21 protein-coding genes are annotated in these 24,793 nt (G+C 36.8%); 11 read left to right on the top strand and 10 right to left on the bottom strand.

Translation table 11 applies throughout. The annotated features are described in order from the left end of the window. Nucleotides 1–62: 62 nt before the first annotated feature. Nucleotides 63–1,184 (bottom strand): 3,4-dihydroxy-2-butanone-4-phosphate synthase, encoded by a 1,122-nt coding sequence (gene ribB, locus LIV57_RS12605; protein WP_002976742.1) that lies wholly within the window; start codon nt 1,182–1,184, stop codon nt 63–65. Between the two features lie 68 nt (nt 1,185–1,252). Further along, on the bottom strand, nt 1,253–2,257 hold the full coding sequence (locus LIV57_RS12610) for an LLM class flavin-dependent oxidoreductase (RefSeq protein ID WP_227942861.1): 1,005 nt from the start codon (nt 2,255–2,257) through the stop codon (nt 1,253–1,255). Between the two features lie 184 nt (nt 2,258–2,441). Here LIV57_RS12610 and LIV57_RS12615 point away from each other — a divergent pair, with 184 nt between their 5' ends. From LIV57_RS12615 to LIV57_RS12625, 3 genes are all read left to right on the top strand, one after another. Next, a complete protein-coding gene (locus LIV57_RS12615) occupies nt 2,442–2,897 on the top strand; it encodes a hypothetical protein (protein ID WP_227942862.1) in 456 nt (151 codons plus the stop codon). After that, the gene (locus LIV57_RS12620) at nt 2,897–3,334 is read left to right on the top strand and encodes a hypothetical protein (protein WP_227942863.1); all 438 of its coding nucleotides are present in this window, start codon (nt 2,897–2,899) and stop codon (nt 3,332–3,334) included. The genes LIV57_RS12615 and LIV57_RS12620 overlap by 1 nt, the downstream gene beginning before the upstream one ends. Before the next feature lie 165 nt (nt 3,335–3,499). After that, complete coding sequence (locus LIV57_RS12625; protein ID WP_227942864.1) at nt 3,500–4,348, top strand: M12 family metallopeptidase; 849 nt, start codon at nt 3,500–3,502, stop codon at nt 4,346–4,348. A 36-nt stretch (nt 4,349–4,384) separates the two neighbouring features. Here the strand turns inward: LIV57_RS12625 and LIV57_RS12630 are convergent, their stop codons facing one another. Continuing rightward, on the bottom strand, nt 4,385–6,511 hold the full coding sequence (locus tag LIV57_RS12630) for a helix-turn-helix domain-containing protein (RefSeq protein ID WP_227942865.1): 2,127 nt from the start codon (nt 6,509–6,511) through the stop codon (nt 4,385–4,387). Between the two features lie 82 nt (nt 6,512–6,593). Between LIV57_RS12630 and LIV57_RS12635 the strand changes: the two genes are divergently transcribed. After that, nucleotides 6,594–7,046, top strand: a complete 453-nt coding sequence (locus tag LIV57_RS12635) for a hypothetical protein (protein WP_202841242.1) — start codon at nt 6,594–6,596, stop codon at nt 7,044–7,046. Nucleotides 7,047–7,321: 275 nt separating this feature from the next. Here LIV57_RS12635 and LIV57_RS12640 read toward each other — a convergent pair whose 3' ends face one another. Further along, nucleotides 7,322–7,858 (bottom strand): gamma carbonic anhydrase family protein, encoded by a 537-nt coding sequence (locus LIV57_RS12640; protein WP_034694954.1) that lies wholly within the window; start codon nt 7,856–7,858, stop codon nt 7,322–7,324. Between the two features lie 161 nt (nt 7,859–8,019). On the opposite strand from LIV57_RS12640, the gene LIV57_RS12645 reads away from it, so the two are divergent. The 3 genes from LIV57_RS12645 to hemH are packed head-to-tail and all read left to right on the top strand — an operon-like array spanning nt 8,020 to nt 10,480. Beyond that, nucleotides 8,020–8,898 (top strand): NifU family protein, encoded by an 879-nt coding sequence (locus LIV57_RS12645; protein ID WP_062676215.1) that lies wholly within the window; start codon nt 8,020–8,022, stop codon nt 8,896–8,898. A 10-nt stretch (nt 8,899–8,908) separates the two neighbouring features. Continuing rightward, on the top strand, nt 8,909–9,436 hold the full coding sequence (locus LIV57_RS12650; RefSeq protein ID WP_227942866.1) for an NADPH-dependent FMN reductase: 528 nt from the start codon (nt 8,909–8,911) through the stop codon (nt 9,434–9,436). Nucleotides 9,437–9,451: 15 nt separating this feature from the next. Continuing rightward, nucleotides 9,452–10,480, top strand: coding sequence for a ferrochelatase (gene hemH / locus LIV57_RS12655; RefSeq protein WP_227942867.1), 1,029 nt, complete (start codon nt 9,452–9,454; stop codon nt 10,478–10,480). 80 nt (nt 10,481–10,560) lie between these two features. On the opposite strand, the gene LIV57_RS12660 is transcribed toward hemH, so the two are convergent. Then, complete coding sequence (locus LIV57_RS12660; protein WP_227942868.1) at nt 10,561–12,513, bottom strand: M4 family metallopeptidase; 1,953 nt, start codon at nt 12,511–12,513, stop codon at nt 10,561–10,563. Between the two features lie 353 nt (nt 12,514–12,866). Further along, complete coding sequence (locus tag LIV57_RS12665; protein ID WP_110008057.1) at nt 12,867–14,087, bottom strand: DUF5103 domain-containing protein; 1,221 nt, start codon at nt 14,085–14,087, stop codon at nt 12,867–12,869. 70 nt (nt 14,088–14,157) lie between these two features. Here LIV57_RS12665 and LIV57_RS12670 point away from each other — a divergent pair, with 70 nt between their 5' ends. Further along, nucleotides 14,158–14,796, top strand: a complete 639-nt coding sequence (locus tag LIV57_RS12670; protein WP_227942869.1) for an MBL fold metallo-hydrolase — start codon at nt 14,158–14,160, stop codon at nt 14,794–14,796. A 384-nt stretch (nt 14,797–15,180) separates the two neighbouring features. Here LIV57_RS12670 and LIV57_RS12675 read toward each other — a convergent pair whose 3' ends face one another. Genes LIV57_RS12675 through LIV57_RS12685 form a run of 3 tightly spaced genes read right to left on the bottom strand, consistent with a single transcriptional unit; the run spans nt 15,181 to nt 20,347 of the window. Further along, nucleotides 15,181–17,610 (bottom strand): TonB-dependent receptor, encoded by a 2,430-nt coding sequence (locus tag LIV57_RS12675; RefSeq protein ID WP_227942870.1) that lies wholly within the window; start codon nt 17,608–17,610, stop codon nt 15,181–15,183. A gap of 23 nt (nt 17,611–17,633) precedes the next feature. Further along, complete coding sequence (locus LIV57_RS12680) at nt 17,634–19,115, bottom strand: trehalase family glycosidase (protein WP_227942871.1); 1,482 nt, start codon at nt 19,113–19,115, stop codon at nt 17,634–17,636. A gap of 2 nt (nt 19,116–19,117) precedes the next feature. After that, nucleotides 19,118–20,347 carry an MFS transporter gene (locus LIV57_RS12685; protein WP_227942872.1) on the bottom strand — a complete coding sequence of 410 codons (1,230 nt, stop codon included), beginning with the start codon at nt 20,345–20,347 and terminating at the stop codon, nt 19,118–19,120. Between the two features lie 123 nt (nt 20,348–20,470). Between LIV57_RS12685 and LIV57_RS12690 the strand changes: the two genes are divergently transcribed. Next, on the top strand, nt 20,471–21,376 hold the full coding sequence (locus tag LIV57_RS12690) for an AraC family transcriptional regulator (RefSeq protein WP_227942873.1): 906 nt from the start codon (nt 20,471–20,473) through the stop codon (nt 21,374–21,376). Between the two features lie 419 nt (nt 21,377–21,795). Here the strand turns inward: LIV57_RS12690 and LIV57_RS12695 are convergent, their stop codons facing one another. Continuing rightward, a complete protein-coding gene (locus tag LIV57_RS12695; RefSeq protein ID WP_002976725.1) occupies nt 21,796–22,350 on the bottom strand; it encodes a thioredoxin family protein in 555 nt (184 codons plus the stop codon). Between the two features lie 291 nt (nt 22,351–22,641). Here LIV57_RS12695 and LIV57_RS12700 point away from each other — a divergent pair, with 291 nt between their 5' ends. Both LIV57_RS12700 and LIV57_RS12705 read left to right on the top strand, forming a co-directional pair. Continuing rightward, nucleotides 22,642–23,238, top strand: coding sequence for a TetR/AcrR family transcriptional regulator (locus tag LIV57_RS12700; protein WP_034694942.1), 597 nt, complete (start codon nt 22,642–22,644; stop codon nt 23,236–23,238). Nucleotides 23,239–23,603: 365 nt separating this feature from the next. Further along, complete coding sequence (locus LIV57_RS12705) at nt 23,604–24,764, top strand: efflux RND transporter periplasmic adaptor subunit (RefSeq protein ID WP_062676224.1); 1,161 nt, start codon at nt 23,604–23,606, stop codon at nt 24,762–24,764. Nucleotides 24,765–24,793 lie beyond the last annotated feature (29 nt).

The following is a 24,793-nucleotide window of genomic DNA, read 5'->3' on the forward strand; positions in this document are numbered from 1 at the left end:
TTATATTTTGTATTGTAAACAGCCATTGATGTGAAAAAATTCACTATTGACTATTCATTTCACTATAGTTGCACCATCTCAGTAACCTCTACATCATAACCTCCAACCTGAGGCTTAATATTAGGGTTTTGAGTGATTACTTTAAACTTGTTGATTCCTAAATTCTTAAGGATCTGCGTTCCGATTCCATAATCTCTGTAGTTGTACGCCAGTGTAGGATGCTGCTCCTGCCCGTCCTGATAATTCAGGAACTGCTGAAGTTTTCTCAATGTATTTTCAGAATTGGAAACATTGTTGATGAAAATAATAGCTCCTTTTCCAGCCTCATTCACCATATTGGTTACTTTTTCCAGCAATGGCTTCTCACCGTTATTCAATCTTGTCAATACATCAAAATAAGAATCTGATGACTGTACTCTTACCAAAACAGGCTCGTCTACAGTCCAGGCGCCTTTTGTTAAGGCAAAATGGATCTGTTCATTTGAAGTTTCCCTGAAAGCATAGAAATCAAAGTCTCCGTAAAACGTCTTTACTTTTCTCTCTTCAATTCTTTCCACAAGATTTCCTTTTTTAAGCTGATAATGGATCAGGTCTTCAATAGAAACGATCTTCATATCATGCTTCTGGGCAAAAGCGTGAAGTTCAGGCAGACGTGACATTGTACCATCTTCATTCATGATCTCGCAGATCACCCCTCCTTCTTTTAAACCGGCTAAGCTGGTAAGATCGATAGCGGCTTCTGTATGTCCGGCTCTTTTCAATACGCCTCCTTTTCTTGCACGAAGCGGGAAAATATGGCCTGGTCTCATAAAATCTGTAGGTTTGGATTTTTCATCCATCAGAGCTAAAATTGTTTTTGCTCTGTCTCCTGCAGAAATTCCGGTAGATGTTCCGTTTCCTAAAAGGTCAACCGATACCGTGAAAGCAGTTTCTTTAGGATCGCTGCTTCTGCTTACCATTACTTCTAGTCCAAGCTCATCACATCTTTTTTCAGGAAGTGGCATACAGATCAGACCTCTTCCGTGAAGAGCCATAAAATTGATAATTTCCGGCGTTGTAAGCTCTGCCGCGCAAAGAAAATCACCTTCATTTTCTCTGTCTTCATCATCTACTACTATGATTATCTTACCATTTCTAAGGTCCTCAATAGCCTCTGGAATAGTATTTAATTTAATATCGGACATTTTTACTTTTTATTTGTGCAAAGATACTCATAAAAATAAGCATCTGCCAATTAATTATGGATGGTTTATTACGCTTTGGATAGTGAGTCTGCTGCCGTTCTGAAAATCTCATAAGATCTTAATCTTTTCTGATGATCGTAGATATGTGAATTGATCATCATTTCATCTACCTCAAACCTTTCCTGGAAATCTTTAAGCTTTTGCTGAATTTCTGCCTGATCTCCGATAAATGTATATCTCAGTTTCTGTAAAACCATAGATTTTTCCATTGGGGACCAGATTTCATCCATGTCATCTACCGGCGGCGCGAATGGTTTTCTGTCGTTTCTTACAATATTGATGAATGCCTGGAATAAAGTAGTGGAAATCTTGTGAGCTTCTTCGGAAGTTTCTGCTGCTACCCCGTTTACGCAGGCAATGATATAAGGCTTATCCAGATATTTTGATGGTTCAAAATGCTCTCTGTAGATTTTAAAAGCCATTTCCATCTGCTCCGGAGCAAAGTGTCCTGCAAATGCATAAGGCAGACCAAGTTCCGCAGCCAGCCAGGCACTGTCTGTACTTGATCCCAGAATATAAAGCGGAATATCCAGTCCTTCTCCGGGAATTGCACGAACCATCGCGTCCGAATTTTCTTTGGAGAAATATCTTTGAAGTTCGAGGATCTGTCTTGGAAACTGTTCATTGATGATGGCTGGATTTCTTCCCAAAGCCTGAGCCGTTAAGCCATCTGTTCCCGGCGCTCTTCCTAACCCAAGATCAATTCTGCCCGGAAATAAAGACTCCAGTGTTCCGAATTGTTCAGCAATAATCAGAGAACTGTGGTTGGGAAGCATAATTCCTCCTGAACCTACTCTGATTGTTTTCGTTCCATTGGCAATGAAACCTATTAAAACAGAGGTTGCTGAACTTGCAATGCTTTCCATATTGTGATGTTCCGCCAGCCAGAATCTTTTATAATTTAAATTTTCAGCGTGATTGGCTAGTGATAAGCTGTCCTGAAAAGTATCGTGAATGCTTTTTCCTTGCTTTACCGGGGCAAGATCCAAAACAGAAATTTCAAAATTTTTCATGTTATGATGTTAATTTTTCTTTAATCTGAAAAACAAGGCAAATTTAAAACATAAAAACTGCATTAGTTACTTTTTGTAATTAATAAAAACAATTGATCAGTTCAGGGAAAAACTATTGGAATAAAAATTTTTTTTAGCTTTATTTTATATAATATTTGGGTAAATTGCAACATCATTAAAGGACATGAAAAGAAAAATAATGTATATCGAAAACAAATCCTACGGTCATCACGGTCCGGCATGGATTGGTTTTGTAGAATTCTCAAAATCAGGGCAAACTGTTTATTTCGATAACAAGGCACTCAAAAAACTCAAAAGGCCGGGAATCAATGCTAATCATTTTGATATAGAAACGGGAGAAGAATATTGGGTGTCTGGCGTTAAGAAAAATGGTCAGAACAGACATCAGTTTGGTAGTGGAAAAATTATGATTGATAAAAACTCTATTGATGACTATCTAAAGCTGGTAGACTTCAACTATATTGATGAAAAGTATTTTGAAATTGTTGAATTTTCCCGGACAGACAAAAACTTATTTAATGAAATAGAAAATACAGAAACTGAATTCAGAGACGAAAGTTATCATGCTACTATTTATGATAACAACCGAAGAAAATTAATCTTAGACACTAAAATTTAATGAAAAATATTTATTTGCTCTTTGTATCATTCCTTTTAATAAGCTGTTCTTACAATCAATTTTATAAAGACAGAGAGTCTGACAAAACAGATGGTGAAAAAATTCCCATAAAATTTTATTGGGAACTTCGATACGGAAAAAATCCGGATGATATTTATAAGTTATTTGGCGAGAAGTTTTTCGAGGTGACCGATAAAGAAAAACTTGTAAAACTTATGAATACAGTCAATGCGATTGGTCCTGTTGAAGAATATAATCTTGCCAAATGGGAAACAATGGTTGTGAAGGGAAGTAATGCACGGAGTCAATACTTCTTTATGTACAATGTAAAAAGAGGGACTAAGAAAACAGAAGAATCTTTTACTTTAGAGAAGAATAAAGAAGGAGACATAAAAATCGTTGGCTACAGAGTCAATCAAGATATGCTAAACGAATAAAAATAAAAGGGTTTTGAACATTTTCAGAACCTTTTTTATTTTACAGGCTTTCGTTTAAGTGATTTTTAAAATAAACAATAAGAATAAGTATATTTTAATAAAAATAATTCAATAAAAAGAGAAATATTAATTATATTCGTATACCAAATCTTAAAAATAATTAATATGATCAAAAAAACAAACAGCCTGTTTTATAAGCAGATGCTGACAGGAAAAACTGTCTTTATGAGTTTTCTTATTGCTGTTATATTTTCGTCTTGCAGCAAAAACAATGAGGAAATTACTTCTGAAGCTCAAACCAATGCCCTCAATACTGATCTTGTAAAAAAAGGACAATTGAACGGCCAGGAAATTACCTATGAAAGAAAAAACGGAATGAATTTTTTCCAGGGAGATATTGTTCTTACCGATAAACAGCTATCCGAAGGCAGCGAAGCCAATAAAGGCGGTGCAAGCTATTCAAGATGGCCGAATGGTAAAATTTATTATACTATTGCCAGCAATATGGGTTCCATCAATGTTAATAAAATCAACTCTGCCATCAGCGAGTACAATAACAAAACCAATACACAATGGATCTACCGCACCAACCAGTCTAATTATGTGGAATTTATTTTCGGAAGCTCATCAGGATCTGATGGCTGGGCTCACATCGGATATCAGGGTGGGAAGCAAACCATTTCCTTAGATCAGTATATTTCTGTAGGATCAGTCATTCATGAAATGGGGCATACGGTAGGACTTTATCATGAACATACGCGTAAAGACAGAGATCAATACGTAAAAATCCTGTGGAATAATATTCAAAGCGGACAGTCTTATAATTTCAATATCTATAATTCCGGAACAGATATAGGCCCGTTTAATATTAATTCGGTGATGATGTATTGGCCGACCTCATATTCCAGAAACGGACTGCCTACAATTACCAGAGCTGACAACAGCAATTTTACTTATACCAGAACCGGATTTACGACCGGAGATATCAATACCATCAATGCGATGTATCCTTAAATTTTTAAGAATCGTCTCTCCATAAAAAAAGAACTCTTACGAGTTCTTTTCTTTTTTATAATTATAATGATTAATTAAAATCCTGATTTCGTTAAATTCAAAATGGATTGGCAATGCATTCTTCCACTCGGTTAATGTTTCATGTGGATTTTTATAGAATTCATCTTCAAAAGCCTTAATCTTATCCGAAGTAATAACTCGGGAAATATCCAGCAATCCCTGTTCGGCAAATTTGGCAAGATGCCCAATAACTGTTTCTTTCACCAGCCCTCTTTCCAAGGCAATTTCACCGATCGTTTTTCCTTGCTCAAACAACTGGAAGGTTAAAACCTGGGACGGAACTTTAGCAATTTTCAGATTGATTTCCTTATCATTCTTTTCATCTAAAAGTTTCGTTTCAAGCAGGTGAATGTCTCTCAGACTGTTCAGATATTCTTCAATATCTTCCAGCCAGCTTTTGAATTCTTCGTTGTATTGTTTCAATCCTTTTGCTCCTTTTATCTCAGCATAAAATTCTTTTAAAGGATCGAATATTTTATTTCTGGTTTCTGTAAAAAAGAAATTAACCGCACCTTTTGATTTGCTTTCAATTTCGGACCATTCTTCTTTCTGTTCAATAAAATTATTGACTTTCTGGAAAATGATTCGTTCTAATTTTTCAAAAATTTTCCCCAGGTTGACCGCTTCATGTTTCAACTGAAGATAAAGCTGTTTGGTTTTAACGTGGTCTATATTCTTGGTGACAATGGAAAGGTTATTCCACTCCTCCACTTCTTTCAAAAACCATGTACAGTCTAATGTTCGCAATACTTTTCTGATGCTGTAATCATATTTTTCCTGATTCAGAATCGCCTCCACATGATCATTGGCAATAGTATCGGTGTGGAAATGCAGAATCCTGTTATCTTTGAAAATAACTTCGGGAGTAATTTTTGATTTTAAAACAATGCCCTCCAGAGTTCTGCAGCGGGATAAAGCCACATACACCTGACCGGCAGTAAAACTTTTCCCGGCATCAATAATCACTTTATCAAATGTTAGTCCCTGGCTTTTGTGAATCGTAACCGCCCATGCCAATTTGATAGGAAACTGTTCAAAACTTCCCAACACTTCCTCTTTGATATTTTTATCCGTATCAAGGAAATATTTTTTCTGTTCCCAGGTTTCCCTTTTTACCACAATTTCTCTTTCACTCTCATCCAGAACAACACGGATTTCATTCTCATCCAACCCGATAATCTCACCCAGTTTTCCGTTAAAATATTTCTTTTCTCCGGAAATATCATTTCGGATAAACATGATCTGAGCTCCAATTTTCAGTTCCAGAAACTGGTCATTTGGAAATTGATTTTCTTTAAAGTCTCCTACCAGTTTAGCTTCATAAATCTGAGGATCTACTTTTATTTCAGCTAATTTCTCCTGATTGATCTCGTCTGCCATTTTATTGTGAGAACACAGATATACATAAGACTCTTTTCCCATATCAAAGTCAGGATCATACCTTTCATTGAGATGATCAAAATCTATATTATCCACATCGCCGTCACGGATGGCATTCAGAATTTCCAGAAACTCTTCGTCTGATTGTCTGTATACCTTTGTCAGCTCAATGGTGACGATTGGAATTTCTTTAATGGCATGGCTGTCAAAAAAGAAAGGTGAGTTGTAATACATTTTGAGGATATGCTCATCCCTTACCACCGGAGGAAGCTGATACAAATCCCCGATAAAGAGCATCTGTACTCCTCCGAATCTCTGATTATTCCTTCTGATGAATCTCAAAGAGAAATCCATCATATCCAGAACATCAGCCCTCAGCATCGAAACCTCATCGATAATGATGATCTCAACCTCTCTCAGAAGTTTGAGTTTATCTTTACGGTATTTGAAATGAGGCATCAGATCGGCAATATTATTGGCCAAACTGGTATCTATCCTTTCTGTAGTAGGAAGAAAGGTTCTCAACGGCAGCCCAAACATGGAATGGATGGTTACTCCTCCTGCATTAATGGCAGCAATTCCCGTGGGAGCCACTACAATATGCTTTTTCTTGGTACGCCTTACAAAATCATTAAGAAATGTTGTCTTTCCTGTTCCGGCTTTCCCCGTTAAAAAAACACTTCTGTTTGTATATTCTATTAAGTCAAAAAAATGATTATTCATCTTCGTCAAAAATACGGAAATGAATTTGAATTTCTTACCTTGGCATAAGTTTTGAAAATTCTTAAAAAGAAAAAAGTTTATTGTGAAAAAATTATTCTTTCATATCCCGGCAATAGTATTGTGTACTACATTAACTTTAGTTTCGTGTAATACATCAAAGAATGCCAATACCAATCTTCCTGTTGATATTGCAGACAGACCTGCTGACGAAGACAGTCAGAAATATGAACAGGCACAGCTGGATAGATTAAAAGCTTCTATTGAATCTGAAGTATCAGGAGAAAAATGTACGGATGCCAGCGAATGGGCATTTGCTCCTATGGGATCAAAAGCCTGCGGCGGACCTCAGCAATACATTGCCTATCCTAAGAAAAAAGAAGAAGCTTTCTTACAAAGAGTGAATGAGTATACGGATAAAGTGAAAGCTTTTAATGAAAAGTATAATATTACGTCTGACTGTATGATGATCGAGCCACCTACATCACTCAAATGTATCAATGGTAAGATCAGACTTATCACGCCGGACAATAATTAACAATAAAGCAAAGGTTCTATATCAAATCGAAAAAGCTCTGTTTTGAAACAGAGCTTTTATATTTATTTTAAATAGATCAATCGTGAATTTTACTTCGCAAGTGAATGATGAATTTTTGCAATCCAAAAAAACTGACAAGCGCAGCGAATTGACCATTGACCTTTCACTATTTTATAGTTAATAAGTGAATTTGCTTCGCAAGTGAATGGTGAAGTTTTGCAATCCCAAAAAACTGACAAGCGCAGCGATTGACTATTCACTATTCACCTGACATCCTAAAATTGATGATCCTTCACATTCTCCTTATACCATGATGAATATTTCACATAGTTATCTGCAATTCTGTTCACTTCTCCTTCCAGCAACTGAGCATTGATATCTTTGATTTTTCTTGCAGGAACTCCTCCCCAGACTTCTCCGGATTTAATGTGAGTTCCCTGAGTCACTACAGAACCAGCTCCTACAATAGAGTTTTCTTCTACAAGACAATCATCCATCACAATAGCTCCCATTCCGATCAATACATTATCTTTAATGGTACATCCATGAACAATCGCGTTATGTCCGATGGAAACATTGTTACCGATATTCAAAGGATATTTCTGATACGTACAGTGCAGCATTGCATTATCCTGAACATTCACCTTGTCGCCCATTTTGATATAATGAACATCTCCTCTGATTACTGCATTATACCAGACACTACAGTCTTTTCCCATTGTGACATCGCCAATAATAGTTGCCGTTTCTGCTAAAAAAGTATTCTCTCCGATCTGTGGTGCTTTTCCTAAAAGCTGTTTTATTAGTGCCATAATATTAATTTGAAATGTGAAAATGTGCCCAATTGGGAATTAAAATATACTATCATTTCTGATATCTAACTTCTAAATTACAGTGATAGCAAAAATCTAACTCTCAATTTTCAGCTTCTAACTTCTAATGCGTATTTTTGTATCTCAAATTTAACGAAAAAATGCGTACCGTACTTATAGAACCAACTGAAAACCCAAAAGTGATGAAATTTGTAGCAGATTACAATCTCATCCCCGGGTCTTTGGAACTGGACAGAAATTCAGATATTTCAGAAATTCCTCTGGCACAGGAACTTTTCAATTATCCGTTTGTGGAAAGAGTTTTCATTACCGCTAATTTTGTAGCTGTGGCAAAACAGGATACCATAGAATGGGAACATGTTGCTGAAAGTCTGAAAAATGTAATTGAGGATGAATTACTGGCCAACCCGAGAATTTATCTTCAGAAGAAAAAAGAAATGTATCAGATTTATGCTGAAATGACTCCGAATCCCAATGTAATGAAGTTTGTTTCCAGCAAATTACTGATGGATGGTTTCGTGGAAGTAAAATCGAAAGAAGCGGCTGAAGAAGTTCCTTTAGCACAGGCTATTTTTAAAGAGTTTGATTTTGCAACGGAAGTTTTCATTTCGGACAACTTTGTAGCTGTTACGAGAGATAATTCTGTAGAATGGCACCAGGTGATGATGACTGTTCGTGCACTTATTGCCGAATATCTTCAGAACGGAGGTGAAATTTCAAAAATCGAACCTCAGAAACATGAAAATCCTGTGGAGAAAATTATCAACAGAGATTATACAGAGGATGAGCAGAAAATTTCTGACATTTTAAATGAATATGTAGCTCCTGCCGTAGAAAATGATGGTGGAAAAATTTCTCTGATGGAATATGATCAGGAAAATAAAACAGCAAAAATGCTTCTACAGGGTGCTTGCTCCGGCTGCCCAAGCTCTACTGCTACTTTGAAAAACGGAATTGAAAATATCTTAAAACAATTCGTTCCGGACTTAGTAGAAAGAGTGGAAGCTGTAAACGGATAAAACTGCCGAAATGCCTCCCGGAAAAAAAATTGTAGTGATTATTGGAAGTGCTTCGGCAAATTCCAGCAATCAGAAACTGATGGAACAGGTGCTGGAAAATATGGACAATTCAGACTTTCAGATGTATGCTGATTTATCTTTCCTTCCCCATTTTGACACCGCATTAACGGATGATCATACTCCTGAAGAGGTTCTGAAGATCAGAGAGAACATTAAAAACTCAGCGGGTGTTATATTTTCCACACCGGAATATATTTTCAGCATTCCCGGAAGATTAAAAAATCTATTGGAATGGTGTGTTTCCATAACGGTATTTTCTGAAAAACCTGTTGCTGTGATCACGGCTTCCGCCAGCGGTGAAAAAGGACACGAAGAGTTGTTACTGATCTTAAAAACTCTCGGAGCCATGGCAGATGATAAACATCAGGTATTAATAAAAGGGATAAAAGGCAAATTTGAAAGCAATGGCTTACTGGAAAGTAATACCTTTGCCAAAGTATCAAAATTAGTAACAGATTTTAGAACCTCTGTTTCATAATTAAAATTTAGAATATTGAATAAGAAAGGAATTTTACTAGTCAACCTCGGATCACCGAGATCAACAGCTGTAAACGACGTAAAGGAATATCTTGATGAATTTCTGATGGATGAAAGGGTGATTGATTACCGTTGGATCTTTCGTGCACTGCTTGTACAGGGAATCATTCTGAAAACCAGACCTGCAAAATCTGCTGAAGCGTATAAAACAGTCTGGACCGATAAAGGTTCTCCACTGATTGTCATCACTGAACAGATTCAGAAAAAGCTTCAGAAAGTAGTAGATGTTCCTGTGGAAATCGGAATGAGGTATGCTGAGCCGAGTATTGAAACCGGAATTCAGAAACTGGTAGATCAGGGAATCACTGAGATTGTTCTTTTTCCACTATATCCTCAATATGCGATGAGTACCACGGAAACGGTTATTGAAAAGGCCGAAGAGGTAAGAAAAAAGAAGTTTCCCGGTATAAAAATTAATTATATTCAGCCTTTCTATAACAGAGATATTTATATCAACTGTCTTGCGGAAAGTATTAAAGAGAAGCTTCCTGAAAATTTCGATGCATTGCAGTTCTCTTACCATGGTGTTCCGGAAAGACATATTTATAAGACAGATCCTACGAAGACCTGTAACCTTAATGACTGTTGTTCCAGAGATGATAATCCAAGTCATCAGTTCTGCTACCGTCACCAATGTTATAAAACAACGCAGCTTGTTATTGATAAATTGAATTTACCTAAAGAAAAAACGATTGTTTCTTTCCAGTCAAGATTAGGAAAAGATAAATGGATTGAGCCATATACCGACGAAACATTGGAAACAATTGGTAAAAAAGGGATCAAAAACCTGGCAATTGTATGTCCGGCCTTCGTTTCTGACTGTCTTGAGACCCTGGAAGAAATTTCTGTAGAAGGAAAAGAACAGTTCATGCATGGCGGCGGTGAAAATTTCCATTATATCCCGTGTCTGAATGATGAAGACCGATGGATTGAAGTGGTAAAAACACTTTGCGAAGAAAAACTGAATGATTTCTATTTAGTATAATTTTTTTACTCAAAATATACAAAAGGCCGCAAGTTAATTCTTGCGGCCTTTTCATTGAATATATTAAAGATTTGATTTGGTTATTTTTTAATCAGGTTTCCTGCTTTCTCTCCGTTTACCAGTACAATATATACTCCCGGAAGAATATTAGAAGGAAGCTGAATGTTCAGTTTATTTACCCCATCAGTAATTTCAACTTTCTCAGAAATTTCTTTTTTACCTGTAAGGCTTACCAGTTCTACAATTCCTTTTCCTGATTTTCCTTCAAAGTTGATGGTGAATCTGTCTGTTGCAGGATTCGGGCTTATAGTGTACAACGCTGTATCTGCGGTTGCCATTTTTCCTGCCGGAGAAGTTCCTCCTCCTACACCTACAGCATTCCATGCATTGGTAACCTGAGTTACTTCATTACTGCCTGCTCCATACAAATCTGCTGCTGCCTGAAGAGAATAAGTTCTTGCATTTGCATAGGTAGAAGAAGAAGTAAGATAAGTCGTTAATGTTCTGTAAGCAATAGCTCCGGCTTTATCCAGTCCAATGCCAGAAACATTATAAGCAAAGCCCTTGTCATTCGTACCAGAACCTCCTGTAACTAATAGATAATACCAGAAGTTAAGGACACCTGAATTGGTATGAACCCCACAATAATCATTAGACTGGCTTGGAGTAACGCAACCTGAAGTTGTGGTAGTTTTCCAATAGGTTCCCATATAGGTATCCGGCTGGCTGTATGCATTCGGATTAGCCATATTTCTGATCACGTAGTTGAAATCTTCTCCCAATGTCCAGCTTGCCTGAGTAGGTCTTGCCCAACGTTCAATGGTGTTTCCAAAGATATCTGAGAAGCCTTCATTTAATGCTCCGGATTCTCTCTGATAAGCAAGATTCGCTGTTTTAGAAGTTAGCCCGTGTGTAATTTCGTGGCCGCATACATCTATTGCTGTTAAAGGTTTTCCACCGTTTGTTGTCGAACTTCCGTCACCATATGTCATTCTGGAACCATCCCAAAATGCATTGAAATAGTTGGTAGAATAGTGAACATAAGATTTAATAGCGAAATTATTATTATCAATACTCTTACGTCCGTATTTTGTGTAGAAGTAATCCACTGTCATTTCTGCTCCCCAATGAGCATCTGTAGCGTATTGATCTTTATTGGTATTAACATTATTCCAGTTGTTGTCCGTATCTGTAAAGTCTACCGCAGAAGCATAGCTTGTTCCTTTTTTCAGGTTATAGGTTTCTACTGAAGTTCCTCCGTTTCTTCCTGTTTCTCTTAATCTGTAGCTTCCGTTATAAGAGTCTGTAGTGATGCTGCGGGTTCCGCTATATCCTGTAACGGCTGTTCCCGGTGTGTTTACTTCGTGAATAATGGCATCTACTCCCAGCACTTTTCCATTTTTAGCATCCACAAAAACATATTGTCTGCTTAATGGTTTTTCTGCATAGATATCGAATTTATAGGCTAGTCTTAAATCATTCAGCTTCTCATCATCAGGATTTGAATAATAAACCAATTCACCTTTTGGAGCATAGCTTGCATTGGGATCACCGGTTTCTTTTTTAAGAAAATCTTCTTCTTCTTTATTTTTCCATTTATAGGATTCTGCTCCTACAAATGACAAAGCGCTCTGTAAAGCAGCATTTTCAGCAAGACTGGCTGTTTTGTCAAGTCCTTTCGGAACTTTAATAACCCATTTTCCTGATTGTCCTACAATTTTACCGTCTTTTGTCTGTACCGCCATCATTCCGTATTCTACAGGAATATCATTAACGGTCTGTTGAAATCTTTGAGTTTCAAAACCTAATGCATCTTTTTCTAACCCTAGTTTACGAGCCTGCCCCGGAGAAAGTCTCTGAGAAGCTTCGTCAAATAAAACAGGGGCTCCCTGATAGGAAGGTGCATTTTTTTCAAATCTCATAAATTCAGCATGTAGTCCGCTTTTTCCCGGAACTAATTTTGATGGTGTGTTTTGCCCAAAGACAAAAGAGCATGCAGCAACGCTTGCTACTAAGATAAATTTCGTTTTCATATTAATAATGGTTGATTGTGGTGACGAATTTATAAACTTTTCACAATAAAACAACACTATCAATGAATAAAATTCAATTGATATTATAAATCAGTAAATAAAACACAATGATGATTTTAAAACAAAGAAAATTATTTAAATATAATTTTTCTGCAATATGAATTTTATGTTAAAAAATTTAACTAAAATCAATTTTTTGTGAATTATTATTTTTCACTATGCAGTGCATTATAATGTAAAAAATTAATCCTAATCAACGTTCTGGAGGATAAATTCTGTTCAATAGAATCAAAAAAAAGGAACCATCTTAACAGACAGTCCCATTTTATATGATATTTTTATCGTATTACTACCTACCTCTTGTTGGCAATTGGTGTTCTGAATTCTCCATATCCCATCAAACCATCATAATTTCTTCCGAATGGTGCATAATAAAGAAAAGCCTGATAGAGGTTTTCTGTCTGCCAGAAATTACCGTTTATTTCTCCAAAATTCAGAGAGCCATTTCCTTCTTTTGTTGCCAATACGTAGTTATAAAAACCTTGTTTCAGGAATATTTTCGCGACATACTGTTTGGTAGATGCGTCATACTGCATTTGATTTTCCTTGCTGGGCTTAAAATTATTAAATCCTCCCAGTACGTAAATCTCTTTATCCACAGGATCGGAATCCAGATAGAAGTGAACCCAAGAATAGTCAGCTTCTCTTTCTGCGTCTCTCTCTCTTCCCAAGTCGTTTCTTCTGTAGTACCAGGCTCCATTCACATCCGGCTGATACTGATAATTTAATGGAAATGCCCATACCGGATGAAGATACGTCTGGTTAACATCATCTTTTATTTCGGCAGCACGCACCATATCCGCGGCCATATTCATATTTTTATTATCGAAATAATAAAACTCATTATCCCCAGGAAAAACAAGATTCATCTGCTGGAACAAAACCTGATTTCCTAAGACACTGCTTGGCTTAAGATTAGAGATCACCATATTCGGGTTGTTATTCTGCATCACATTCATGGTAATTGAATTAACATTGGAAGAAATATCTCCGCCTTTCGGAGAAACATTCACTTCTACCCTCTGGTTAACGTTGGGATTTTTTGCATCTGCAAATCTTGAAATATTCAAGCCCACGGATGTTACATCTTCCACGAGATAAAATCGTTTTTTGAACAGAGGCTGATCTGCCGAATCTTTGTATACAATCAGCTCATAATTCCCTGAAACTTTCAGCTGGATCTTATCATTCGGGAAAACAAGTTTATAGTGGGTATAAGCCTGTAATGTATTGAAAGAATACTGAAACTGATCCAGCAGTGCATTCATGCTTCCGGTAGCAAATTCTGTAAAAAACAGGTTATCTTCATTCCAGTTTCTGTCATAGTGTTTGAAGGTATATCTGTAGATCTGACTGCCGTTTGTAAGATCATCAAAGCCTAAAACCAATTGTTCACCAATTTTAATGACAGGGGTCTCATCATTGGTCTGAGGGTTGAACAGCTGAATACTTTGGATATTTTGTCCAAAAACCAGTCCGCCCAAAGAAAGTAAGAGTATTCGCAAAGTTTTCATTATGACGAAGATAACGAAAAATAGCCATTTTCTTAATAATATCGTATTTTTGAATAAAAAATATTCACATATGCTTCAGATTCAAGGTTTCGTATTCAACTTTGCGAGTGAAAATACTTACATCGTCTATAACGAAAATAAAAATGCCTGGTTAATCGATCCGGGAAACATGAATGCTCAGGAGACTCAGGCTATAGATAATTTTATTACTGAAAAAGGACTGAAGATTCAGAAAATTCTTTTAACCCATGCTCATATTGATCATGTATTGGGACTTCAGTGGGCTTTTGACAAATTCAAGGTACCGGTATATATGCATCAGGAAGACCAGGAAGTACTGGATATGCTTCAGGCGAGTGGTATGAGATTCGGAATGCAGATTAATCCTGTAAAAGTGGATGTAGAATATATTAAGGAAGGTGATGAACTTGATCTGGATGGAGAAAAGTTCAAAATATATCATGTTCCGGGACATTCTCCGGGAAGCGTTGTCTATCATAACGAAGCACAAAAATTCATGATCTCCGGTGATGTTCTTTTTGAAGGCAGTATCGGAAGAACAGATTTATATAAAGGAAATTATGATCAGCTGATTGAGGGAATTAAATCGAAACTTTTTATTTTAGATAATGATACCCAGGTTTTCTCAGGACATGGAAATCCTACATCGATTGGTTTTGAGAAACAGTATAATCCGTTTTTGAAGTAAGAGAATCGGAGGGTTTTAGGGGTTGAGCATCATATAAATGTCTTGAATCAAACTTATATCTGACGCTTTATATAAAAAATCATTTTTGTCTGGTAAATTTTAAACATAATTAACAGGTCGCTCCTACGGAGCTCTAATTTTTAAAACATATACGTTCTATTAACAGTTAGCTCCTACTGGAGCTGGATTTGATCCCATCGGGATCAACTGTTAATAGAAAAATAATGAGATCACCGTAAAATAAAGCTCCGGAGGAGCGACCTGTTAATCCCTGCCATAAATATGATATTTCCAATGTATTTAGACTTTTTATCGGACAGTTATGATAAAAAATACAAAACCGTCAGAAATTCTGACGGTTTTGCTGTTATAAAGAAATAGAATTTAGAAATCCAATGTGATGGATGCTCTGGCAGCAGCTCCCATAATAGGTCTGGCCATGATGATTCCGTCTCCATTGGGCGATCCTGCTCTTGGATCTCCTTCTGTAATCCCGATGGTGTTAAAGATATTGGTTCCATCCACTGCAAAGCGTATTCTTCCTAACTGGTAAGACATTCCCGCTCCAAATTCTGTGAAAGAAGGCAAAGTTTGTACATTCTTCTCATCCTGGAAGCGTTTCCCATAATAATTCATACTTACATAGGTTCTCCATGATTTGGTAATATTCACAGCCGGTGAAATATTGAAGAAAAATTTGGGCATCCTTCTTACTACATTTCCTTCAAGAACACTTCCGGCCTCAAGGTTTTTATATTTTGGACTCTGAATGGTTCCGTTGAATGTTACTTCTACAATATTATTGAATAAGCGGGCGAAACCTTCCACTTCAACTCCATAGTTTTGTGTATTGGCAAAGGTATTTTCAGATTTTCCATCAGAGAAAACATCCGTAAATGACAGGTTCTTCAAGGTAGAATAGAACGGAATCACTGCTATATCAAAAGTACGCGAGTAATATTTATATCCAACCTCCAATTGGTTTGTTGTCACTGATTTTAAAGGTTTATCAGGGGTTGGATTGGAGAAATAATTGTAGTATGCTTCTTCATTCGGAGATCTGAAACCATTGGAAAAACGGGCGTACACCGCATTTTCTCTGTTGATTTTATAATTGGCAGCTAATGTAAAAGAAACTTTATCCACATTATAGTTCCAGTAGGTATATTTATTTCCCAATACACTCATGTTGTCATCAGCGGTTGTTGTGTTGAAACCGTGCGTTCCATCCGTGGTTAACCCTGAATCATTTAAATTCGCACTTGTTGTATTGGCAAAATTTCCTTTGTAATAATCGTGGCTGTAACGAAGACCACCATTTACACTTAAGGCATCGGTAATATTATAATCCAGGTTTACATACAGATCATTCAAACTTCCCTGAGTCTGGGTATCCCTCTGCAAAAATGTCATATTGGTAACCCCGTTATATGTTTTGGAATATCCAATATCTGACGGACTTAAAGAAGTATCTACCAGATTCAGTAGTTCGGGTCTGTCCGTTGCTGTAGTCAGAATATTACTCCAGTTCCAGTATTGGTGTGACTTCCAGTTGGATTTATAAAAACCTGCTGTAACATTTCCTTTATCAAATTTATAGTTGAACTGTAAATCGTTGACAAAGTTATTCATCTGCTTATCAATTGCCCAGAAGCCAAGCTTTTGTACATATTGAGGATCAACCATTCTTCCATTGCTTACCAATGAGTACTGATAGTTATTTCCGGCAATTCCGTTACTATTAGCAAAATCGGCTGCCGCCTGTGGTCCGCCTGCAGGAAAAATTCCTGTATAGTTCATATTGATATTGGTGTATCTGGTTTTGTTTAAAACCGTGAAATTATTTCCAAGATCATACTTAAACTCAGCACCCACTGCATCTACTTTCGGATGGATCCCGTCTTCAAGGTTTCTGTTGAAAAACCCACCTCCGGCCTGTGGAATATTCAGCTGACTGATGGCTCTGTAACTGTATGTTCCATAATTAGGATCAAATCCCTGGAATCCTTTCAGTTTATTTCCGTTCTGGATTAAAGGAATCGGAAGGAAGAATGTATTTCTGTCATCCAGTTTTTTGTAATATACTTTTACATAGCCTTTATCAAAGACATATTTCAGATTCATTCTGATCTGCCCGCCGTTATTGGCTTTAAAACCCGTCTTCCTGATCCCGTCATCTGTTCTGTAAAAACCACCGACATTGAAAAACAATTTATCCTGAACCAATGCGCCTCCTACATTCACATCAGTACGCATCAATCCGTAGGTACTGGTTTCAAGTTTCGCCGTACCTCTGAAATCATTGGTTCCTTCTCTGGTAATAAAGTTGATCAGACCACCTGGAGAATTCGTTGCATAAATAGATCCGGAACCTCCTCTCAAAGCTTCCATACGGTTGACCGAATTGTCTACACGGAAAAAATTATCTGCATTGGCAAACTGAAGCGCTCCATCTTCAAAAACCGGAAGACCGTCTTCCTGTACCTGTACAAATTCATAAGCTCCTGCAGAAGGAATCCCTCTTGCAAAAAGGTTGTTTCCTACTTCACCTCCTGAAGTTTCCACTGCAAATCCCGGAACTCGCTGTAATAAAGCCGCAGCACTGATTGGGTTTTGTTTCTGGATTTCTTTGGAGCTAAAGGTAGAAATCGCTGTACTGGATTCTATTTTTTTCTTCGGATTTGAGTTTCCTGTAATGACAATCTGATCGATGGAGGAAACTTTTGCAGAATCCTGCGGTGTTTCCTGGGCATAAGCATTATTAAAATATAACGTAGCTGTTGCGGCGATTAAAAAGATTGATTTTTTTTTCATAGCCATATTCTTTTATTGTTAGTTCAGTTTTGTTGTAATTGTAAATACACTCCATTGGTCCAACCGAATCCGTCCTGATTGGGGTATTCCCCGCCGCCTGCTATTGTTTCTGTGTCTAATGCATTGTATTTTTCCATCAGCTTTCCGGTGTTTTTGTAGACCCTTTCTACATTGGAACACCAGTTGTTTTTAATTTTTTCTGCCAGCTCATCAAAGCCGTAATTTTTCATTGCTTTAAATCCTAACCATTGATAAGGAGCCCACGCATTGGGAAGATCCCACTGCTGACCCGAGTTTTTAGTTGTAGTAACAAGACCACCCTGGTAAAGAAACTTTTCAGCAACAGCTTTAGCAACAGCCTCAGCCTGCTCCTGATCTGCAATTCCAAGGAATAAAGGGTAAAGAGCAGCAATATGTTCAGACGGTGTTTTTGTGTTTTTTTTAGTGTGATAATCTTTATAATTGTTAGTATTTCCATCCCAGAAATATTTATTGATCATCTGTCTTCGGCTTGCTGCTCTTTCTGAAAAATAATTTTCTTTTTCACTCAGATTTTGAAGTGCTGAAGATTTCGCCAAAGTCATTTCCAAATGCCATAAAAGGCAGTTCAGATCAACCTGTGCAAGGTTCAGCGTTTCTATCGTCTGTATATTTTCTCCGTCTGCAAACCATCTGCTGGAAAAATCCCAGCCTGATTCACAGGCGCTTCTTATATTTCTGTAAAATTCATCACCTGAAGCTTTCTCATGATCTTCAATATCGATCAGATAACTTTCGGGCCGTGGTGTATTTTCTGCATCGTAATAACGGTTCAGGATATCTCCCTCTGTTGTTTTTACCACTCTTTTTACACTGGACCCGTTTTCAAGTCCTTCTTCCCCATTCATCCAGAAAGCATATTCTTTCTCCAGTGTTTCGTGGTATTTCACATAAATCTCCTTGTCTCCTGTCGTTTCGAAAAGAAGATCCAGCATTAATGAAAAGTAAGGAGGCTGCGATCTGCTCAGGAAGTGAGTTCTGCTTGCATTCGGAACAAATCCTATATTTTGGATCAGATAAGAACAGTTTTCAATAATGTTTTCCATCATTTCTACTCTTCCCGAAACCTGTAATCCTAGCATGATAAAATAACTGTCCCAATAGAAAAACTCATTAAAACGACCACCCGGAACGATATAAGGCTTTGGCAATTTTAAAAGGGTCCCTTTTTCTTCATATGCTGTACGGGTGAGTTCATCCCACAACTTTTCGATATGTTCACCAATAGGGAGCTGATCTTGTCTCTGAACAGAAACTCTTGCTCCTAAAAAGTCAAAATGAGTCATCACAAAATCTTTCAGATCAAAACCTTCCGTATTTTTGGATTGTTCATAATCCTCATTGATCTTTGCAATGGGAAAAAGAGGAACTGCATCCGTCATCATTTTCTGATCTTCAAAAATTTCAGATCTCTGTACATTATCAAACAGACTTTGAATTTCGTTTATATAAAGCTGATTACTCATTGTTATTTTTTAGGATTAATTTTTAATTTATTCATGAACACTGCCGAAGTGATCAGTAATGAAAGCGGAATCAGGGAAAGGTAAAATGCCCGCTGCCCGCTGAACTCCTGAAATACAAAACCGGTAATGATAGAACCTATCGTTCCCCCGATTGCTGAGAAAACAACGATCAATCCTGACATCGCACTGTGCAGATATTTAGGGATTGATGCCAGAATCACAGAATTAATACTTGGATAAATCGGTGCCAGCAAACCTCCCATCAAAGGAAATAAATACACGGCCAAAGGAGCATTCAACCAGTTTGTATTTGTATCAATATGAATATTATGGGTCAAGGGCAAAACCAGCAATAAACTGATAGCAAAACCTACCACACAGAAAGAAACTACATAGATCCAGCTGAATTTTTTAGAGAAGAATCCCGATAAAAATCTTCCCAAAGCAAAAGCTCCCGCTAAAACCGCTCCCGCCTGAATACTCATAGAGGTAGGCACTTTTAAAATCTCTTTATAAAATGTGGGCGTCCACGTTTGAAAGCTCTGCTCTACCAATACAAAAAGGAAAGCGCATAATAAAAAACATAATACTTTTTTATAGCTGAATAAGCTTACACTATTTTTTAAATCTCCCAAGAGATCTGTTTTATCACTTTTAGCTTCCTGTTCGTTCAGTTTTGAAAAGAATAAAAATAAAAAAGACAAACTTGAAAGTCCTCCCAGCACCCAATACACATTCAGCCATTCAGTAGATTTCGGATTATGATCATCTATATATAAACTGAATAAAACATTTCCAGCCAGTACTCCGATCATGAAAAACCCTTCCAGAAATCCCATAAAACTGGAATGTTCTTTATCTGTTTCCGTTACCAACCCAATAGAAGTAAAAACCGATATTTTGATTAATGCAAATGAAACTCCTACGGTTGCAAATAATAATTTGAATACCCAGAAGTCATTGGTAAAAGGCATTACAAAACACATGCAGCTTACCAGCAATAAAGCAATCAGCATTGATTTTTTGATTCCTATCTTCGGAAGAAATGAAGCCAGAATGAAAGAACATATGGCGATTGGAAGATCTTTGAAGCCTTCCAGAACGCTTGCCGAAGATTTTGAAATCCCAAAATTCTGCTGTACCTGTAGAATGACTGTTCCTACAGAATTCAGAAGAATGGCAAAGACAAAATAGTTTAAAAATAAAACGGCCTTGATGTTAAGATTTTTCATTCAGGTGATTTCTTGTTGGCTAAGATAGAAGCATTTCTGTTAACGATAATTTAACACAGTAAATGAATATTTGAACTATATTAATATATTTACTATTTTTAGTAATTAAATATGATTAATTAAATGAAAGTTACTTTTGAAAGGGTAATCCCTAATGAAAAGAGTTCATTCCGTACCATTCACAACAACTCTCCCATTTCAGAATTCAAATGGGAATATCATTATCATCCCGAAATTGAGCTGGTATGTGTCATTTCCGGGAGTGGGACACGCCATGTGGGCTATCATAAAAGTAATTATACGAATGGAGATCTGGTGTTAATCGGGTCTAATATTCCCCACTCCGGATTCGGTCTGAATTCTATTGATCCGCATGAAGAAATTGTACTTCAGTTCAAAGAAGAAATCCTTCAGTTTCCCGAGCAGGAAGTAGAATCGAGATCTATTAAAAACCTGTTGGAACTTTCAAAGTACGGGATTCATTTTCATCATAAAGTAAAAAAGGTGATGCTTCCTAAACTGAAGCTGATGCTGGAATCAGAAGGCTATAAAAGATACTTATTGCTGTTGGAAATTCTTTTTGAACTTTCAAAATGTGAGGATTATGATCTTTTAAACAAGGAAATTATGCCCTACACCATTATTTCAAAAAATAAAACCCGCCTTGAAAACATCTTCACCTATGTAGAACATCATTACGATAAGGAAATTGATATTGAAGACGTGGCAAAACTTGCCAACCTCACTTTACCGGCTTTCTGTAATTTCTTTAAAAAAGCCACCCAGATTACGTTTACAGAATTTGTAAACCGCTACAGAATCAATAAAGCATGTCTGTTGATGGCGCAGGACAGATCTATTTCAGAATGCAGCTACCAGTGTGGCTTTAATAATGTGACCTATTTTAACAGGATGTTTAAAAAATATACGGGGAAGACTCCTTCAGAATTTATCAGGAATTATTCTCATAGCAATGTTAATGTAGATATAAAGACTGAAAAGGAGACTAAAGCTAAAGTAAGTTTTTAATAGAAAAACTACGCTGAGACTACTATGAAGTGACAAAGTGAATGAATAGACAATGCTTTCGTATTTGTCATTCCGTAGGAATCTAGACTTACTTATAGAAAATTTATAGAGGTTTATTAAAAAAGGCATACGATACTGAGGCTCCTAAGGAGTGACAATTCGTATGGTTATACTAAACGTTGTTTTTGTCCATTCCGTAGGAATCCAGACTTACTTTTCAGAAGTAATAATAAAAAGAATACAAACTGTGTTGAGACTCCTACGGAGTGACAAAGTGAGTGAAGAAATCTACTGTGTATTAAAAATCTGCGTCATCTGCAAAATCTGCGAGAGAAAATAACCCTGCAAGAAACAAAAAAGCCACTCCAAAAGAGCAGCTTCGTATTATTCAATAAAACCAGTAATTAAATAACCAGCAATTATTTCCATTTAATATTGCAACCCATGCTAGGTCTCTGAATTTCTTCCTGAGGTTCTCCAGCCAAAAGATTCTCAAAAGCAATAATCAAATCCTCACCTGTAACATCTTTATTATTTCCCGGTCTTGAATCATCCATCTGGCCTCTGTATACAAGATCAAGCTTATCATCAAAGAAATAAAAATCCGGTGTGCAAGCTGCATCGTAAGCTTTTGCTACTGCCTGGCTTTCATCAAACAGATAAGGGAAATCAAATCTTCTTTCAATTTGAAATTCAATCATTTTTTCCGGAGAATCTGCCGGATATTTTTCAATATCATTCGCATTGATGGCGATGAATTCAATTCCGCGCTCGTTATAATCTTCGTACAATTCATTGATCTTATCAATCACATGAAGAACAAACGGACAGTGGTTGCACATAAAGATCACCAAAGTACCTTTTTCTCCTTTCAGTTCTTCCAAAGACTGAAGTTCATTCGTTTTTGACGGGTTAGGAAGTTCAAAAAACGGAGCTTTTGTTCCTAATGCCAGCATATTTGAGGGAGTATTCATATCCTTATTTCTTTACCGGCAAAGATAATTATTTCTTTTGTTAATTAGGAAGAAGACATTTTCATTTTTAATAAAGTAAGGAAGCCGGAAGAGATAAGGTTGTTAGCCCTCAAAAATAGTTATAGTCAAATTCTATTAACCTTAAAAATAACTTCCAGCTCCCATTCTTCCAGCTTCCAGCCTTTAATTAATTTTGTTTAAAAGTAGGCGCACCCATAAAACTCACAATATCCTTTGGAACTTATATTAAAAAGTTTGTAGTTTTGCTAACGCTGTTAGTAAATAAAAATCATGGGTCTACATGAACGCCGTCAACGAGAAAAAGAATCCATCCGTGCAAATATTTTGCAGGCTGCTTTTACGTTGGCGAAAACTGAAGGCTGGGGTTCGCTTTCTATGCGTAAGATAGCAGATGCTATTGAGTATAGTGCTCCCGTTGTATATGATTATTTTGAAAATAAAGAAGCTATTCTATTTGAAATTTCTTTAGATGGCTTTCATAAGTTACATATAGAATTATTAAAAGCTCAGCAGAAACACGACACTCCGGAAGAGCAGCTTGTTGCCATTGTGGATGCGTACTGGAACTTTGCTTTTAAAAATAAAGAATATTACCAGCTGATGTTTGGTCTTGGAATGCAATGTTGTGGAAAAGGGCAGATGAAAAAAGAATTCTCATCATTTCAGGAACTTATCTATGAATGTACTTATGAGATTATAAAGAAAAACGGATCCAATCCGGACAATGCCTGTCATATGTCCCACGCTCTGTTTTCTGCCGTACACGGTATGATCTCTATTATGATGATGCGTACAGCTGATATCCCTTCAACGATGAATAAAACGACTTTGGACGAAACTGTTTCGGCTTTTATTAAGTCTTTATAGATTTTTTTTGAATTAAAAATTAACACCGTTAGGAAAATTAACACTGAATTAATATAGATTATTCTGTTATTCCTGATTAAAAAATGAAATCACTTATGAAGCAATATATAACATTCAGCTGTTAAAAGTAATCATTTTTTGCTTATAAATTAACACTGTTAGTAAAATTAACACACCTTATACCAACATTATACACTTCAATACATTAAAAAAATTTCAATTATGGAAACAATCGACCTCATCGGACATTAAAAATTCTGTAATTTTTTTTGAACAACTCATTAACACTGTTAGGAAAAAATACAGCATTTATCAAAACATTTTTTACTTACCTCTAACACTTCATTAAAAAAATTAAACCAACAATGAAATTACCTGGAAAAACAAGGTTTATTGTACTTATTGCAAGTATAATTCTTTTACAGAGCTGCACAAAAGCCGCAGAAGGAACCAATGCCGCACCTCCAGCTCCAGAACTTCCGGTTTATACCGTTATCACTTCACCCGCTACTACATATCAGGAATTCCCAACTGCATTGGAAGGGAAAAACAACGTAGAAATCAGATCTCAGGTAGATGGATACCTGGACAGAATCTATGTAGAAGAAGGAGCATATGTAAGAGCAGGACAACCGTTATTTAAAATAGATTCAAGAAGCTATGGTGAACAAATGAATATGGCTCAGGCTAATCTTCAGGCGGCCAATGCCAATATTCAAAAAGCAAGAGTGGAAGTAGACAGACTTCAGCCGCTGGTTGCTGCCAAAGTAGTTTCTGATGTACAGCTTAAAACAGCAAAAGCCAATTATGAAGCCGCTGTTGCTGCCGCTGCTCAGGCCAGAGCTTCTGTAGGAAGCGCCAGAATCAATGTAGGATTTACCACCATTACAGCTCCTGTAAGTGGTTATATCGGAAGAATTCCTTATAAAAAAGGAAGTCTGATCTCCAGAACAGATGTGAATCCATTGACATTACTATCTGATATCAGTGAAATCTATGCCTATTTCTCTTTAAGTGAACTTGATTTCATTGCTTTCCAGAATAAATATCCGGGAGCAAGCTTAGAAGAAAAACTGAAAAATATGCCCATGGTAGATCTTGTGATTGCCGACAACAGTACTTATCCTGAAAAAGGAAGATTAAGCATTGTAGACGGACAGTTTGACAAAACTACGGGAGCCATCAGTGTACGTGCCGTTTTCCCTAATGCCAACGGAACTTTAAGAACCGGAAATACAGGAAGAGTACGTATGCCACAGCTCATTTCGAATGCAGTCGTAATTCCTCAGGAATCAACCTTCGAAATTCAGGATAAAACCTATGTTTATGTAATGGGTAAAGATCAGAAGGTAACCGGGAGACCGATCAAAATATCAGGAAAAACGGATAGCTATTATTTTATTTCTGAAGGGCTTAAGCCTGGAGAAAAAATTGTATTCACGGGAATTGGAAACCTGAAAGACGGTGCTTCCATCAAGCCGAAAAATATTTCTTCGGACAGCTTGTTAAAAGCAAAACCATTATAGTCCTTTTAGAATACAGAAGACTTAAAAAA

The sequence above is a fragment of the Chryseobacterium sp. X308 genome, from assembly GCF_020733145.1.
Taxonomy (GTDB): Bacteria; Bacteroidota; Bacteroidia; order Flavobacteriales; family Weeksellaceae; genus Chryseobacterium; species Chryseobacterium cupriresistens.

What these genes read in the sequence shown, in the direction of transcription:
- LIV57_RS12615 (WP_227942862.1), top strand. Translation starts at nt 2,442, where the DNA reads ATGAAAAGAAAAATAATGTATATCGAAAACAAATCCTACGGTCATCAC.
- LIV57_RS12610 (WP_227942861.1), bottom strand. Translation starts at nt 2,257, where the DNA reads ATGAAAAATTTTGAAATTTCTGTTTTGGATCTTGCCCCGGTAAAGCAA.
- LIV57_RS12625 (WP_227942864.1), top strand. Translation starts at nt 3,500, where the DNA reads ATGATCAAAAAAACAAACAGCCTGTTTTATAAGCAGATGCTGACAGGA.
- LIV57_RS12630 (WP_227942865.1), bottom strand. Translation starts at nt 6,511, where the DNA reads ATGAATAATCATTTTTTTGACTTAATAGAATATACAAACAGAAGTGTT.
- LIV57_RS12690 (WP_227942873.1), top strand. Translation starts at nt 20,471, where the DNA reads ATGAAAGTTACTTTTGAAAGGGTAATCCCTAATGAAAAGAGTTCATTC.
- LIV57_RS12620 (WP_227942863.1), top strand. Translation starts at nt 2,897, where the DNA reads ATGAAAAATATTTATTTGCTCTTTGTATCATTCCTTTTAATAAGCTGT.
- LIV57_RS12645 (WP_062676215.1), top strand. Translation starts at nt 8,020, where the DNA reads ATGCGTACCGTACTTATAGAACCAACTGAAAACCCAAAAGTGATGAAA.
- LIV57_RS12640 (WP_034694954.1), bottom strand. Translation starts at nt 7,858, where the DNA reads ATGGCACTAATAAAACAGCTTTTAGGAAAAGCACCACAGATCGGAGAG.
- LIV57_RS12685 (WP_227942872.1), bottom strand. Translation starts at nt 20,347, where the DNA reads ATGAAAAATCTTAACATCAAGGCCGTTTTATTTTTAAACTATTTTGTC.
- LIV57_RS12675 (WP_227942870.1), bottom strand. Translation starts at nt 17,610, where the DNA reads ATGAAAAAAAAATCAATCTTTTTAATCGCCGCAACAGCTACGTTATAT.
- LIV57_RS12660 (WP_227942868.1), bottom strand. Translation starts at nt 12,513, where the DNA reads ATGAAAACGAAATTTATCTTAGTAGCAAGCGTTGCTGCATGCTCTTTT.
- LIV57_RS12670 (WP_227942869.1), top strand. Translation starts at nt 14,158, where the DNA reads ATGCTTCAGATTCAAGGTTTCGTATTCAACTTTGCGAGTGAAAATACT.
- LIV57_RS12695 (WP_002976725.1), bottom strand. Translation starts at nt 22,350, where the DNA reads ATGAATACTCCCTCAAATATGCTGGCATTAGGAACAAAAGCTCCGTTT.
- LIV57_RS12665 (WP_110008057.1), bottom strand. Translation starts at nt 14,087, where the DNA reads ATGAAAACTTTGCGAATACTCTTACTTTCTTTGGGCGGACTGGTTTTT.
- LIV57_RS12705 (WP_062676224.1), top strand. Translation starts at nt 23,604, where the DNA reads ATGAAATTACCTGGAAAAACAAGGTTTATTGTACTTATTGCAAGTATA.
- LIV57_RS12680 (WP_227942871.1), bottom strand. Translation starts at nt 19,115, where the DNA reads ATGAGTAATCAGCTTTATATAAACGAAATTCAAAGTCTGTTTGATAAT.
- ribB (WP_002976742.1), bottom strand. Translation starts at nt 1,184, where the DNA reads ATGTCCGATATTAAATTAAATACTATTCCAGAGGCTATTGAGGACCTT.
- LIV57_RS12700 (WP_034694942.1), top strand. Translation starts at nt 22,642, where the DNA reads ATGGGTCTACATGAACGCCGTCAACGAGAAAAAGAATCCATCCGTGCA.
- LIV57_RS12650 (WP_227942866.1), top strand. Translation starts at nt 8,909, where the DNA reads ATGCCTCCCGGAAAAAAAATTGTAGTGATTATTGGAAGTGCTTCGGCA.